The sequence below is a fragment of the Sphingomonas kyeonggiensis genome (assembly GCF_014196745.1).
Taxonomy (GTDB): Bacteria; Pseudomonadota; Alphaproteobacteria; order Sphingomonadales; family Sphingomonadaceae; genus Sphingomonas; species Sphingomonas kyeonggiensis.
In genome coordinates, this window is the sequence record NZ_JACIEH010000002.1 from 891,077 (window position 1) to 905,209 (window position 14,133).

10 protein-coding genes are annotated in these 14,133 nt (G+C 66.1%); 3 read left to right on the plus strand and 7 right to left on the minus strand.

Annotated elements, in window-relative coordinates:
• Positions 1-107 precede the first annotated feature (107 nt).
• The 3 genes from GGR46_RS13040 to GGR46_RS13050 all read right to left on the minus strand — a co-directional run bounded on the left by GGR46_RS13040 (position 108) and on the right by GGR46_RS13050 (position 3,405).
• Positions 108-1,403 (minus strand): L-fuconate dehydratase, encoded by a 1,296-nt coding sequence (locus tag GGR46_RS13040; RefSeq protein ID WP_183998380.1) that lies wholly within the window; start codon positions 1,401-1,403, stop codon positions 108-110.
• Between the two features lie 289 nt (positions 1,404-1,692).
• Positions 1,693-2,574: an IclR family transcriptional regulator gene (locus tag GGR46_RS13045; RefSeq protein WP_183998381.1), complete on the minus strand. Its 882-nt coding sequence runs from the start codon at positions 2,572-2,574 to the stop codon at positions 1,693-1,695.
• A gap of 57 nt (positions 2,575-2,631) precedes the next feature.
• A complete protein-coding gene (locus GGR46_RS13050) occupies positions 2,632-3,405 on the minus strand; it encodes a GntR family transcriptional regulator (protein WP_183998382.1) in 774 nt (257 codons plus the stop codon).
• Positions 3,406-3,810: 405 nt separating this feature from the next.
• Between GGR46_RS13050 and GGR46_RS13055 the strand changes: the two genes are divergently transcribed.
• Positions 3,811-6,555, plus strand: a complete 2,745-nt coding sequence (locus tag GGR46_RS13055) for a TonB-dependent receptor (RefSeq protein ID WP_183998383.1) — start codon at positions 3,811-3,813, stop codon at positions 6,553-6,555.
• 130 nt (positions 6,556-6,685) lie between these two features.
• On the opposite strand, the gene GGR46_RS13060 is transcribed toward GGR46_RS13055, so the two are convergent.
• Positions 6,686-7,273, minus strand: coding sequence for a TetR/AcrR family transcriptional regulator (locus GGR46_RS13060; RefSeq protein WP_183998384.1), 588 nt, complete (start codon positions 7,271-7,273; stop codon positions 6,686-6,688).
• A 106-nt stretch (positions 7,274-7,379) separates the two neighbouring features.
• Between GGR46_RS13060 and GGR46_RS13065 the strand changes: the two genes are divergently transcribed.
• Positions 7,380-9,725, plus strand: a complete 2,346-nt coding sequence (locus tag GGR46_RS13065; RefSeq protein ID WP_246426062.1) for a TonB-dependent receptor — start codon at positions 7,380-7,382, stop codon at positions 9,723-9,725.
• A 23-nt stretch (positions 9,726-9,748) separates the two neighbouring features.
• A complete protein-coding gene (locus tag GGR46_RS13070) occupies positions 9,749-11,017 on the plus strand; it encodes a metallophosphoesterase (RefSeq protein ID WP_183998386.1) in 1,269 nt (422 codons plus the stop codon).
• A gap of 43 nt (positions 11,018-11,060) precedes the next feature.
• Here the strand turns inward: GGR46_RS13070 and GGR46_RS13075 are convergent, their stop codons facing one another.
• From GGR46_RS13075 to GGR46_RS13085, 3 genes are read right to left on the minus strand one after another with little or no spacing between them, the layout of a single operon-like run.
• A complete protein-coding gene (locus GGR46_RS13075) occupies positions 11,061-11,894 on the minus strand; it encodes a ThuA domain-containing protein (RefSeq protein ID WP_183998387.1) in 834 nt (277 codons plus the stop codon).
• Between the two features lie 13 nt (positions 11,895-11,907).
• A complete protein-coding gene (locus tag GGR46_RS13080) occupies positions 11,908-13,038 on the minus strand; it encodes a CaiB/BaiF CoA transferase family protein (RefSeq protein WP_183998388.1) in 1,131 nt (376 codons plus the stop codon).
• Positions 13,035-14,126 carry an extracellular solute-binding protein gene (locus GGR46_RS13085; protein ID WP_246426142.1) on the minus strand — a complete coding sequence of 364 codons (1,092 nt, stop codon included), beginning with the start codon at positions 14,124-14,126 and terminating at the stop codon, positions 13,035-13,037. Before GGR46_RS13085 ends, GGR46_RS13080 begins: the two co-directional genes overlap by 4 nt.
• Between the last annotated feature and the right edge of the window lie 7 nt (positions 14,127-14,133).

Sequence of the window (14,133 nt, forward strand, 5' to 3'; positions counted from 1 at the left end):
CGGCACGATATCGTCAAGGCCGATCTGGTGCCGACCGTATATCATTCGGGCCGGAGCTTCCTGCAGAACCTGGCCCCCAGGGCGAGATCCATGTCTCGCCCCACGGTTCAGGCGGCCTGCTCGCGGCCGGGCTGGTGCCGGTAGCGGGTGAGCGTCTCCGGCTTCATCTCGATCGAGAAGCCTGGGCGCTCGGGCGGCATATAGGCGGCCGAGCGGATCACGCAGGGATCGAGGAAATGCTGGTGCAGGTGATCGACATATTCGATCACGCGGCCGTCCCGCGTGCCGGCGAAGCAGAGATAGTCGATCATCGCGAGATGCTGGACATATTCGCACAGGCCGACGCCGCCAGCGTGGGGCCAGACCGGCAGGTCGTACTTCGCTGCCATCAGCAGCACCGCCAGCACTTCGTTGACGCCGCCCAGGCGGCAGGCATCGATCTGCACCACGTCGATCGCGCCGCTCATGATGAACTGCTTGAAGAGGATGCGGTTCTGGCACATCTCGCCGGTCGCGACCTTCACCGGTGCGATGCCGGCGCGGATGCGGCCATGACCGAGCACGTCGTCCGGGCTGGTCGGCTCCTCGATGAAGAAGGGCTTGGCGAAGGCGAGGGCGTTGACCCATTCGATCGCTTGGTCGACTTCCCAGACCTGGTTGGCGTCGATCATCAGCGTGCGATCGGGGCCGAGTACCTCGCGCGCGATCGCGACGCGGCGGATGTCGTCCGCCAGGTCGACGCCGACCTTGAGCTTGATGTGACGGAAGCCGGCGTCGATCGCCTCCTGCGCCAGGCGGCGGAGCTTGTCGTCGTCATAGCCGAGCCAGCCGGCCGAGGTGGTGTAGCAGGGATAGCCCTCGGCGCGGAGCAGCGCGATCCGCTCTTCCTTGCCGACGGCGCGGGCCTCGAGCAGCGCGAGTGCCTCTTCGGGCGCGACGCAGTCGCTGATGTAGCGGAAGTCGATCGTCCGGACGAGCTCGGCCGGGGACATGTCCGCGACCAGCTTCCACACCGGCTTGCCCTCGGCCTTGGCCCAGAGATCCCAGACCGCATTGACGACCGCGCCGGTGGCGAGGTGGATGGCGCCCTTGTCGGGGCCGATCCAGCGCAGCTGGCTGTCGCCGGTGATGTGGCGCCAGAAGGCGGCCGGCTCGGCACGGATCGTGTCGAGCGACTGGCCGATCACCAGCGGGCGCAGCGCTTCGATCGCGGCGACGCAGATCTCGTTGCCGCGGCCGATGGTGAAGGTGAGGCCATGGCCGCTGAGGTCGGGCGTATCCGTTTCGAGGATCACATAGGCGGCGGAGTAATCCGGATCCGGATTCATCGCGTCGGAGCCATCCAGCGAAAGGCTGGTGGGGAATCGGATGTCCAGCACGCGCAGGCCGGTGATCACGGTCATTGGCGATTTTCTCTGTGACGGAAGGAACAAGTGTCAGGCACTAATGTGACTTGTTCTTATTAAGCCGTGTTCATTTTGTATATGGAAATATCATTTCCAGATGAAATTTACCTGTTTTCCCGTCGTTGCGCGGCGGGCGGGCGCGGGCACGGAGAGCGCAGGCGAACGCACTATGTCCAGGCGGTTTCTGTCAAGCGATGGTCACGCGTAGATGCGTCCGCAAGCGGTGCCGGATGGTCCCGGTGCCGGCGGCGATGTGCATCGGAATCGGTGCAATTTGTTGGGCGGATCAGCCCGCCTTGCGGGTCCGGCGGGCGCGTTGCGGTTCGGGAACCGACAGGGTGGGCACCACGGGTGCTTCCTCGCGATCGTACCAGCCGAGCACGGTCGAGATGTCGAGCGCGGCGGCCTTGAGATGGTCGAGCGTCTCTTCCACCGAAAGGTGCGGCGCGTCGTCTATCACCGCCAGGTACGGAATGGTGAGCGCCGCGACGACATGGCCGTTGAACCCGAAGATCGGGCAGGAGAGATCCGAGACGCCGGCCAGTCGGGAGCTGGCGATGGATTCGTAACCCTGGGTGCGGACCGCTGCCAGGCGCTTGGAAAGCGTGCGGGAGAGCTGTTCGCCGAGCACTTCCGCGCGGCTGGCCTCGTCCATGAAGGCGAGCAGCACGTGACCCGAGCAACTGTTCGCGAGGGTGATCTCGGTACCGAGGCGCACCGCGAAGCCCGTGGGGCCCGAGCTTTCCTGGCGCGCGACGATCAGGCCGCGCGCGCCGTTGATGACCGCGAGGTGGCAGGACTGCATGGTGGCCGCGGCGAGGGCGTGCATGCGCGGCGCCGCGACATAGGTGAGCTCCTGTGCTGGCGTGGCGCGATGCGCGAGCTCGAGCAGCTTGTAGGTGACGCGGTAGCGGTCGGTCGCGGCATCCTTGTGCAGCCAGCCGCGCCGATCGAGCGCGACGACGACGCGGAACAGCTCGCTGACCGAGCGGCCGAGCCGCTGTGAAATCTCGGTGATGGTGAGCCCGAACGGCTCGTTGCCGAGCAGTTCGATCACGTCGATGCCCTTCTCCAGGGCGGGCGCGCTATAGTTGGGGGAGGCCGACTTGCCGTCTGTTTTGGCTTTCTTGGCGTCCGACTTGATCTGCGATGCTGGCTTTGACGGCATCTGACAACGCTAGCCTAGCGCAAACGGCTTGTCATGATCTTCTGCGCGGAGTGAAGATCAGAGGTCGGTGAGCTCCGCGACGAAGTCATAGGCGTCGCCGCGATAATAGGATTGGGTGTACTCGACCGGCCGGCCGTCGCGCAGGAAGCCGCAGCGCTCGATCAGCAGCCCGGGGGTTCCGGCATCGACCTGCAGCAGCCGCGCCTGGGCGCTGGTGAACGGTACCGCGCGCAGCCGCTGCAGCGCACGGACCGGGCGATGATCGGTATGGGCCAAGGCGGCGTACAGCGATTCCGACACGTCGTGGATGCTGCCCAGGCAATAGCCGGGAACGGTCGAGAATTCGAGCGCCATGGGCGCATCGTCGGCGATCCGGACGCGGTGGAAGCGCATCACCGGAGCACCGGGCGACAGGTTCAGCTGCATCGCCTCGGCGGGCGTGACGATGCCCTGCGCGCGCAGGATCCAGCTGCTGCTCGCCACTTGCCCGCGCGCCGCCATCTCCTCGGAAAAGGAGCTGATCCGCGAGAAATTCTGCTCGATGCGGCGGGTGACCGTGGTGCCCGCACCCTGCTTGCGCGTCAGCAGCCCGTCTTCCGCCAGCTCCGCGATGGCGCGGCGAATCGTGATGCGCGACACGCCATATTCGGCGGCGAGATCGCGTTCGGGCGGCAGCGCGGCGCCGGCTTCGAGCCGCCCGTCGGTGATCGCCTTGCGCAGCAATTGCGCAAACTGGGCATAGAGCGGCCGGTGGTCATGGGTCGGCAGATCGCCCAGCCAGGCGCTGTCCGAACGGGTGCCCGAGGCGCGGATTGCGGTGCTGTAGGTCATGCCGAGTTTCGACTCCCATGGCTCCGAAGCGACCTGCCCATCCGTGCAGGCAAGAGACCAATTGCATCAACTGCGCACGCGGCAGCGGCTGGTTTCGATCGCGCGATCCGGAGCGGCGCGCATGTGCCCATAGCGTTCATTTGCTCTCCTATCCGGCTCGATTTGCTCGGCGCAACATCAGGGGCGTCCGCTCAAATGTCACGCTTCATTTTCATACGCAAAACAAATTTCCAAAAACTATTGCGTGATTGGTTCGATCATGGTTACACACTGGTCCCAAGGCGCCCCGATGCCCGGATTCGCAAAGAATCGAGCGGGAGAGGCGTTCGAGAGACGTTGTGTATCCGCAGGAAGATGCGGGCTGGCTGGGCCAGTCCGGCGATGCAAGCGACGGGGGATGGACCAATGAATCTACGACTTAAGTTCCTGACCGGTACTGCGCTTATCTGTGCCGCGCTGCCGGCCTATGCGCAGGATGCCGTTCCTTCGCAGCGCGACGACGGTTCCAATGGCGAGATCGTCGTCACCGGCATCCGCAAGAGCCTTCAGGACGCAATCCAGACCAAGAAGCGCGCCGACTCGATCGTCGACGTGATCAGCGCCGAGGATGTCGGCAAGCTGGCCGACAGCAACGTCGCGGAATCGCTCTCGCGCCTGCCGGGCGTGACCGTCGACCACCAGTTCGGCGAGGGCGAGCAGCTCTCCATCGCCGGTGTCGAGCCCGCCCTGAACCGCCTGACCATCGACGGCCATTCCGTCGCTTCCGCAGACTGGGGCGGCAACCCCTCGGATCGCTCCAGCCGCTCGTTCAACTATTCGCTGCTCTCACCGACGATCATCAGCCAGGCGGTCGTCTACAAGACCCCCGAGGCACGCCTGCAGGAAGGCGCGATCGGCGCGAGCGTCGACATCGTCACCCGCAAGCCGCTCGACCTCGCCCCCAACACCGTCGCGCTGACCGGCGGCGGCGAGTACAACAGCCGTGCCAAGCGCGGCAGCTTCCGCGGCTCGGCGCTGTACAGCTGGCACAATGCCGACGACACGATCGGCTTCCTCGGCGCGGTCAACTACGACAAGGAGCAGCTCAGCCGCGCCGGCTCGGCGGTCTATTGGTACCGTACCGGCGATGCACTGCTCGACCGCTATGCCAAGGATACCAACGGCAACATCATCTATGGCGCGGACGGCCGCGTCACCAGCGGTCCGACGCTGAACGGCCAACTGCCCAATGCGGCGATGATCGCCGACTTCAGCAAGGCCCGCGTGGCCTCGTTCCTTGCCCGCGAGTTCTTCAAGCAGGAGCGTGAGCGCATCGGCTTCTCCGGCGCGCTGCAGGTTCGCCCGGCCGACAACCTGACGCTCACCGGCACCGCGCTGGTGATCCGTGGCAACTACGACAACCTGTCGAACTCCGAATATACCTATGGCTATGAAGGCTCGCTGCTGCAGAGCGCGACCTATGCGAACGGCATGGTCACCTCGGCGACCTTCTCCGGCATCACCAGCGGCAACGGTGCGACCGGCCAGCTCGACACCAATTTCCGCCGCACCCGCGTCAAGAATGACTCGCTCACCTTGATGGTCGACTGGAAGCCGGGCGACTGGGTGATCACCGCGAACTTCGGCGGGACCCGCGCCTCCGGCGGCAAGGACCCCGAATATCTGCTCGATTTCCGCACCAAGCAGGGGTTCACCTCCGGGACCAACGGCAAGGAAACCTATGTCAACTGGCAGTATCCGGCGAGCGACCCGTCGCGCTGGCTGAGCAACTACACGGCGCTCGGCGGTGAGAACCAGACCGAAGCGGCGGTGCGCGCGGCCAATGGCGGCAATCCGTTCTTCGGACGCCAGATCGGCGGCATCACCTTCGCCGAGAAGACCCGCGACAAGGAGCTGTTCGGTCAGGCGGACGTCGCACGCGCCGTCAATCTCGGCCCGATCAACAAGATCCTGTTCGGTGCGCGCTTCGCCAGCCACACCAACAGCAACACGACCGTTGGCGGCGCGACGTTCACCAACCGGAACTTCACGCTCGCCGATCTCAACCCCTATGTCCTCGACAGCAACCTGTACGACGGCCTGGGCGTGAGCGGCAACGGCACGCCCTATGCCACGCTGGATGCCGATGCGATCCGTGCGACGCTGGAGAAGTACGGCAACATCAATGTGAGCCGCGGCCTTTCGAAGGACCAGTATTTCCACGTCAAGGAAACGATCGTCTCCGGCTATGTGCAGGCCAATTTCGAGGCTGGCCGTTTCCGCGGCAATATCGGTGGCCGCTACGTCTTCACCCGCGACCAGTCGCAATTCTACGTGCAGAGCGGCGGCGTGTTCGCACCGACCCAGGTGACGACGGACGACAACCGCTTCCTGCCGGCCGCCAACCTGATCTTCCAGGCGGGCGAGAATGTGATGCTGCGTGCCTCGGCGGCGAAGGTGATGGCGCGTCCGCGCTATTCGGATCTCGCCGGCTCGCTTTCGCTCGACGACACCACCCGTTCGGGCAGCGGCGGGAATCCGGACCTGAAGCCTTATGCGGCGACCAATTTCGGCCTCTCCGCCGAATGGTATTTCGCACCGGCGAGCTACATCTCGGGTGAAGTCTTCTACCGTGACGTGTCGAACTATATCGGCAACCAGGTGGAGGACAATGTCAGCCTCACCAACACGGTGACCGGCCGGACGCTGATCTATTCGATCTCGCGCCCGGTGAACGGCGGCAAGGCGAAGGTCACCGGCTTCTCGCTCACCGCGAACGCCAATCTGTTCTGGGGCTTCGGCATCCAGTCCAACTACACCTTCACCGATGCCGATACCGGTTCGCCCACGGGCCTGCCCTATCTGTCGCGCGATACGTTCACGATCGTGCCCTATTTCGAGAAGGGGCCGTTCCAGGCGCGCGTCAGCTTCAACCGTCGTTCGAAGTATTTCTATCGCTTCGGCCGCCAGCAGTCGCAGGATTACACAGACGGCTACAGCCAGCTCGACGCATCGATTTCGTACAACATCACCGACAAGCTGCAGGTCAGCGCATCGGCGTCGAACCTGCTCGACGAGACCTATTACCAGTACAGCTCGGATCCGAGGTTCCCGACCGCGGTGTACAAGAACGGCCGCGTCTACTCGCTGAGCGCTTCGTTCCGGATGTAAGCTTGTTTCCGGGCGCGGCGGCGTACCTGCCGCGCCCGGCCCCTCTTTCGCGGTGCCGGGGTCTCTCCAAAGTCTGGCACCATTTCCTTGCCGCCCGCGCCCTGTCGCGGGCGGCGTTTTTGTGCCCGGGTCAGAGGGTTTCCAGCAGCGTGATCGCCTGATCGACCAGCTGCTCGATCCGCCGGCGATCGAGTTCCCGGCGCAGCAACGCGACATGGTAGATCACGCTGCCGACCAGCGTATGGATGATGAAGTCGAGGTCAGCCGGCTGCGTCTGCGGTCGCAGGCGCAGCATTTCGCGCCGGTAGAAATCGAGCTCGTTCTCGATCTGCCCGGCGGTCGCCTTGCCCAGCGCGTCATTGTCGCGAAGGACCGCGTCCAGCTTGAGCAGCGCCCGCCCGTAATTGCCGGCCATCAGCGTGTGGCATGCGCTGGTATGGGCGATCAGCGCGTCGCGCGGTGTCATCTCGGGCCGGATCACCGGTTCCACCGCGCGGGAGGATTCATCGAGGATCGTCGCCACCAGCGCGTCCTTGGAGGCGAAGCGGCGGTACAGGGTCGCGCGGCCGCACCCCACCGCCTCGGCCAGCGCCTCGAAGGTGAGCCCCTCATAGCCATGATCGGCGAGCAGCGCCCAGGCGGCCTCGCGGATATTGGCGTCGATCCCCCCGTCGCGCGGTCTTCCCCTGCCGCGCAGCACTTCATTCCCGGCGTTCAAGATTCTTCTCGCTCCTGCAGCAATTCTGTCACGGAATATCGATACGTGACCGTCTCATAAATAGTCGGGGGTTGGAAGCATGTATAAATTTCTACTCTGTTCCAGCATGTTGGTTCTTGGTGCGACGCAGGCGCATGCCCAGGCTACCGGCGAATCCGCACGCGTCGATGCGCCGGCCAAGCTGGCACAGGATCGCGCCGCGGCCCAGTCGCCGAGCGATGGGGATGACACCGTAATGGGGGACGACATCGTCGTTACCGCCCAGAAGCGCGAGCAGCGGATCACCGACGTGCCGATGGCGATCAGCGCGTACAGCGCCGACGCGCTCGAGCGGATCGGCGGCACCGAGCTGAGCAAGGTCTCGGCGATCACGCCGGGCTTCGTGATCCAGCTGCAGGACAAGTTCGCGCCGGGATTCTCGGTGCGTGGCATTACCTCGAACGACTTCCAGCCCCAGGCCGAGCTGCGCGTCGCGGTGTTCCAGGACGGCATGCCGGTCACCCAGGCGACGGCTTCCTATACCGAGATCTTCGACGTCGACCGGATCGAAGTGGAGCGCGGCCCGCAATCGACGCTGCACGGCCGCTCGGCGCTTAACGGCGGGGTGTCGATCTACCAGAAGCGCGCGGCCGACACGTTCGGCGTCGAGGCCAAGGTGGCCGGCGGCAACTACAGCTACTGGTCGGCTCAGGCAGTGGTGAACCTGCCGGTGAGCGATACCCTGGCGGTCCGCATCGGCGGGCTCGCCCGGCAGCGCGACGGTTTCGTCTCGGATACCCAGTCCGACCGTACCTACAATGCGGTGAACGCCCAGGCGCTCCGCTTCGCCGCGCGCTGGACGCCGAGCGCCGATTTCGAGATGAATCTGATCGCCACCTATGACCGCGACGACACCCGCGGCGGCGTGCCGTTCAAGTCGCGGACCTTCCTGCCGCTCGACCAGAAGACTGGCGCGATCGTCGGCGACCTGAACTTCTGGACGCCCACGCATCTGGATACGTTCGGCAGCTTCCGCGAGCCGATGTTCAAGCGCGACATCGTCAACATCAGCAGCACGCTGGACTGGCAGCTGAACGATCGGCTGAGCTTCACCTCGGTCACCGGCTTCCGCTGGGCCGACGCGTTCCAGTCGGGCGACAATGACGGCACGCCGACCAACATCATTGCCTATGAGCAGCGCAACTACGGCTATCAGGTGTCGCAGGAGCTGCGGCTGAACTTCAAGGATGTCGGGCCGTTCCAGGGCTTTGTCGGCGCCAGCGCGTTCCGTGCCGACAACGGCATGGACTTCAGCCTGGGCTATGACGAGCGGGCGATGGCGCTGCTGCTCGGCGGCCAGCTCCAGGCGCTCGCGCCGCGCGGGCTGACCAACGCGCAGATCAACGCGCTGCTCGGGCCGACGGCGGCGGCGCTCAAGCCCTTCCATATCGACCAGCAGGTCTCGCACGCGAAGATCATGACCTATGACGTCTTCGCCGACGTCACCGCCGATCTCGCGCCCGGGCTGCAGCTGTTCGGCGGCGGCCGCGTGACCTTCGACAAGAAGGAAGCGTCGCTGCAGGGGCTGACGCCGCTGGGGGTGAGCCGGCTCACCGGCCGCGGCTTGCTGCTGCAGCCGACGCCGGGTGGTGCGGTGGTCGCGGGCGAGAACCGCTCGAACACGCTGACCGGCCGCGCCGGCCTGCGCTATTCGGTGACGTCCGACGTCAACCTCTATGCCGTCTACGGCATCGGCAAGCGGCCCGAGGTGGTGCAGGTACTCAACACCGGGGTGGTCCAGATCATTCCGGCGGAATCGCTGCAATCGGCCGAAGCTGGGATCAAGACCCGCGCGCTGGGCGGGCGGCTGACCGGCGACCTGTCGATCTATCACTATCGGTACAGCAACTTCCAGACGCTGGGCACGGTCAACGGCACGATCGGCACGATCAACGCCGGCAAGGCGGACGCGACCGGCATCGAGGCGCAGCTGAGCTACACGCCGATCAACGGCATCCGCCTGTTCGGCAGCTATGGCTGGAACAAGGCGCGCTTCAAGAACGGCGTCTATGACGGCAACCGCTTCCGCAACAGCCCGGACAACAAGTATGCGATCGGGGCGGACTTCTATGCCGATGTCGCGGGCGGGCGGTTCAGCTTCGCGCCGCTCTACAGCTGGCAGTCGAAGATGTTCTTCGACGACAACAACGACCGCCCGGACCTGCAGGTGCGCACGCCGGCGGCTTATAGCGACCGGGTCGTCGACGAATATCAGGGTTCCTTCGGCCTGCTGAGCGCGCGGCTTTCGTTCACCGGCACGGGCGAGCGCTGGAGCTTCGCGCTGGTGGGCGACAACCTGACCGACGAGAAGTTCATCGTCGATGCCGGCAATACCGGCGACAATTTCGGCATCCCGACCTTCATCGCCGGCACCCGCCGCACCTATCGCGCCGAATTCGGCGTGAAGTTCTGACCCCGCATCTCAGGAGCAAGACCATGCGCAAGACCGCAGCATTTCTCGCCGCCGTTACAGCCCTTTCGGGGGCGGCGGTGCCGGCCCTGGCCCAGGACCGCAGCTTCACGATCGCGGCGATCTCGGACACGCAGAACTATACCGACTACACCCACCAGACCGCCGAGGGCTTCAAGTTCGACGCGGACCGGATGTTCCTCGACCAGATGGCGTACATCGCCGCCAATCTGCGCTCGAACGGCGGCGACATCGATTTCGTCACGGCGCTGGGCGATGTGTGGCAGCACCAGACGCTGACGATCGATCCGGGCCATGCCGCGCGCGGCTTCAAGCGTGTCGCCAACCCGATCCTCGACGCGCATTTCGCGCCGACGCCGAAGGTGACGACCGTCGAGATCGCCACGGCGCGCAAGGGATACGAGATGATCGCCGGCAAGGTGCCGTTCTCGGTGGTGCCGGGCAATCACGACTATGACGCGATGTGGACCGACTCCAGCCACCCGCCGGCGGCGAAGTTCACCGACATGTCGAGCCTGGGCATGCTGCATCCCGGCGGGCTGAACAATTTCCGCTCGCTGTTCGGTGCGGACAAGCCCTTCTTCAAGAACAAGCGCTGGTATGTCGCCAGCCATGACGGCGGTGCCGACAGCGCCCAGATCTTCAAGGCGGGCGGCTATACCTTCCTGCACATCGGCCTGCAGTTCGACGCCCCTAACGCCTCGCTCGAATGGGCGGCCAAGGTGATCGCCGAGCATCCCGGCCTGCCGACCATCGTCTCCACGCACGACTACATGACCAAGGAAGGCGAGCGCGTTCCCAATCCGATCATCGACGGCCACGCCGTGGACGCGGAGGACAACAGCCCGCAGATGGTGTGGGACAAGTTCATCAGCCAGCACGACCAGATCTTCCTGGTGCTGTGCGGCCATGAGCATGGCCAGGCGATACGCGTCGACAACAACCGCGCCGGCCACCCGGTGTGGCAGGTGCTCGCCGACTATCAGGACCGTCGCCAGAGCGCGATCGATGCCGGCGCGAAGATGGGCCCGGGCGAGGGCATCGGCGACGGCTGGCTGCGCCTGATGCGCTTCGACATGGGCAGCGCGACCCCGACGATCCAGGTGCGCACCTATTCGACGCACTACAAGAAGCAGAGCCGCGACACCGCCGAATATGCCGCCTGGTACAAGGCGGCGGAGAAGCCGAAGCTGAGCGACGAAGCCTTCCACGGCGAGGACGATTTCAAGATCGACCTGACCGGCTTCCGCAAGCGCTTCGGCAATCCGCGCTGATCTGGGCAAAGAAGATCGGGCCCGATCCTCCCGGGTCGGGCCCTCAGCGCCGCGCGGCCCAGCGGATCGCGCCCGAGATCAGCGTGCGGTGCAGCGGCTCGGCATAGGTCTCCGCCTTGTGCCCCAGCGCCGAGAAGAACACCCGGCCCTTGCCGACGCACCGCGTCCAGATCAGCGGATGCTCCTTGCCCATCCGCACGCGCTCGGGGAACGGCTCGTAGCTGGTCTCGTCGAGCGTCGCGAGGATGCGGGTGCAGTTGCCTGTCGGCACCTTGTCGAACGAATACCATTCCTCGGTCCGCACCCATTTGGCGGGCAGGTCACGGGTGGCGGGATTGCTGCGGTCGATCACGTCGATGCTGCCCTGCTGGAACTGCTTGGGCCGCCCGGTATGGCCGATGAACTGGGCGCCGATCAGCACCTCGGGATACCAGCGCCAGTCATATTGCGGATCGCCGCCGGCGCCGTGCAGCAGAACCACGCCGCCGCCCTTTTCCACCCAGTTCCTGAACGCCGCGCGCTGGCTTTCGTCGAAGATGTTGCCCGAGGTGCTGTTGAGCACCACCGTCGAGAATTTGGCGAGATCCCGCGGGTTCATCACCGCGGCATTCTCGGTCTCGAACACGTCGCGACCCTGCTTGCGGACGATCTCGGCGAGCGTGGCGTTGGCGGCGTCGATCTGCTCGGGATCGCGGAAGCCGTTGGTCTTGGACAGGACGAGCACCGCACCGCGCCGGAGCGGCGGCAGCTTGGGCGCTACCGTGTCCATCACCGGCGCCGGCCAGTTGCGCGGATCGCGCGGCGGGGGCGTCGCCGATTGCTGCGTGGCGGGGGCGGTCTGGGCGAGGAGGGCGAGGGCGATCAGGCTAAGCGGCATCCAGTCTCTCCGATCAATCTTGGTCGAGGCCGAATTCGGCGACGATCGCTTCGTTATGTTCTCCGACGTGCGGGGCGCCGACCGGATTGCCGGCACGCGCACCGTCGATACGCACCGGGCTTCGGGTGGTCGTTACACCGCGCCCGATTTGCTGGAGCATTTCCAGCCGCTGGAATGCGTCTTCGGCGAGGAGGCGGGGCCAGTCGTTGACCGGCGCGCACCAGATGTCGTGCGGGTGCAGCCGATCGATCCAGCTTTGGGTGCTAGCCTCGGCGAGGCGGCCGGCGATCATCGCCTTGATCGTGTCGCGTTCGGCAAAGGCGTCGCGGCCGACAAGGGGCAGGTCCAGCAGGGGGGCAAGGGTGTCGAGCGGGGTCATCGCCAGCGCGAGCCAGCCGTCGGCCGTGCGATAGCTGCCATAGGGCGCGGCGAGATAGGCATGGGCATTGTCGACCGCCGCGCGCCGGGGCAGGCGCCCGCCATCGTTCAGATGGGTGGTGAGCACTTCGAACTGCAGGTCGATGAGTGCTTCTAGCAGGCTCGTCTCGACATGCGCGCCTTCGCCCGAGATCCCGCGGCGGACGAGCGCGGCCAGGATGCCCTCGACCAGCACATGCCCTGCGAGCATATCCGCTACCGAGAGGCCGAAGGGCACCGGGCCGTCGGCGGCGTCGCCGTTCAGCCACATCGCGCCGGACAGGGCCTGGGCGAGCAGATCCTGGCCCGGCAGCGTCGCCCAGGGGCCATCCTCGCCATATCCCGAGATGCTGCCGACGATCAGTTGCGGGTTCGTCGCACGCAGTGCCGCGGGGCCGAAACCGAGCCGGTCGGCGACGCCGGGGCGGAAGTTCTGGATGACTATGTCGGCGCGGGCGATCAGCCGGTGAACGCGTGCCGCGTCGCGCGAGTCCTTGAGGTCCGCGGCGAGGCTCTGCTTGTTGCGGTTGATCGCGTGGAACAGGGTGGAGTCCCCGGCGATGTCGGTGTCGCTCAGGTAAAGCGAGCGGCAGATGTCGCCGCTCTCCGGCCGCTCTACCTTGATCACGCGTGCACCGAGGTCGCCGAGCCGCAAGGCTGCCGAGGGGCCCGACAGGAACTGGGCCATGTCGATGACCAGCAGGCCCTTGAGCGGGGCGTCGCTCATTTCGATGCCGCGTAGAGCTGGTTGAGCGCGGCGATGACACGCGCGCCGTCCTCGCCGGTGCGCAGCCCGTGGTTCAGGCGCTCCGAGGCGGCATGCTGGAAGTCCATGTAGCCGGCATGGCGCGGGCGAACCCAGGCATTGTCGAGCGTCGCACGGGTTGCGCGGTAGAAGTCGTGCGTGGCGGCATTGGTGCTGGCGTCGATCCAGGCGTCGGCATGGCCGGCCTGTCCGCCATGGGTGGCGATCAGGTCGCGTTGCGCCGCGCCGCCGGCAACCCAGGCAGCGAATGCGGCGGCGCCCGCCGGGTCCTGGGCATAGGCGGAGACCGCGATCCCGGTGCCGCCCAGCGCCGATCCGCGCGGGCCGTGGCCCAGCACCGGGATGTCGGCGAAGCGGATGCGTGTGTCGCGGTAGCCGGCGAGCGCGTAGTTCACATAGCCATAGATCAGCGGGATGATGGCGAGGCGGCTGTCGGGACTGGCCATCGCCTCGAACATCGCGATCGGATCCATCTCGAACGCGGCGGGATCGGCCAGCGCTGCGAGAAGATCATGGGCCCGCGCCGCTTCCGCCGGGAAGAGGCCATTGTCGGTGTCGTGCAGCGTAATCCCGGCTAGTCCGCACAGAGTGAACAGGCTCATCAGGCTGTGCGGCGGCCGCAGCGGCAGCGATGCGCGGCCCTCGGCAACCAGCGCGGCAAGATCGCTCCAGCGCGTCAGCGGCCCGGCGATCCGCCCGGGCACCCAGGCCTGGACCTGCGCCGCGGCATCGATGGGCAGGGCCCATTGATGGCCGGCCCAGGCATAGCTCGCATGGGATCCGCCGACCGATCCTCCGGCGATCTCCGCGAGCGTCGCGGCATCGATCGCCTCGTCCAGCGGCAGCAGGCAGCCGCTGTCGGCGACCTGGCCGACATGCGGATGATCGATCACGATCAGATCATAGCGCCGGGCGAGTTCCTCGACCGGATAGCTCTCGAAATCCTGGAGCGAGCGGCGGTCCCAGGCGATCGCCTGTCCGGTCCGCGCCTCCCAGGCGGAGGCCGCCGCCACCAGCGGATCATGGCCGCGCGAATGGTCCCAGGTCATGCCGCGC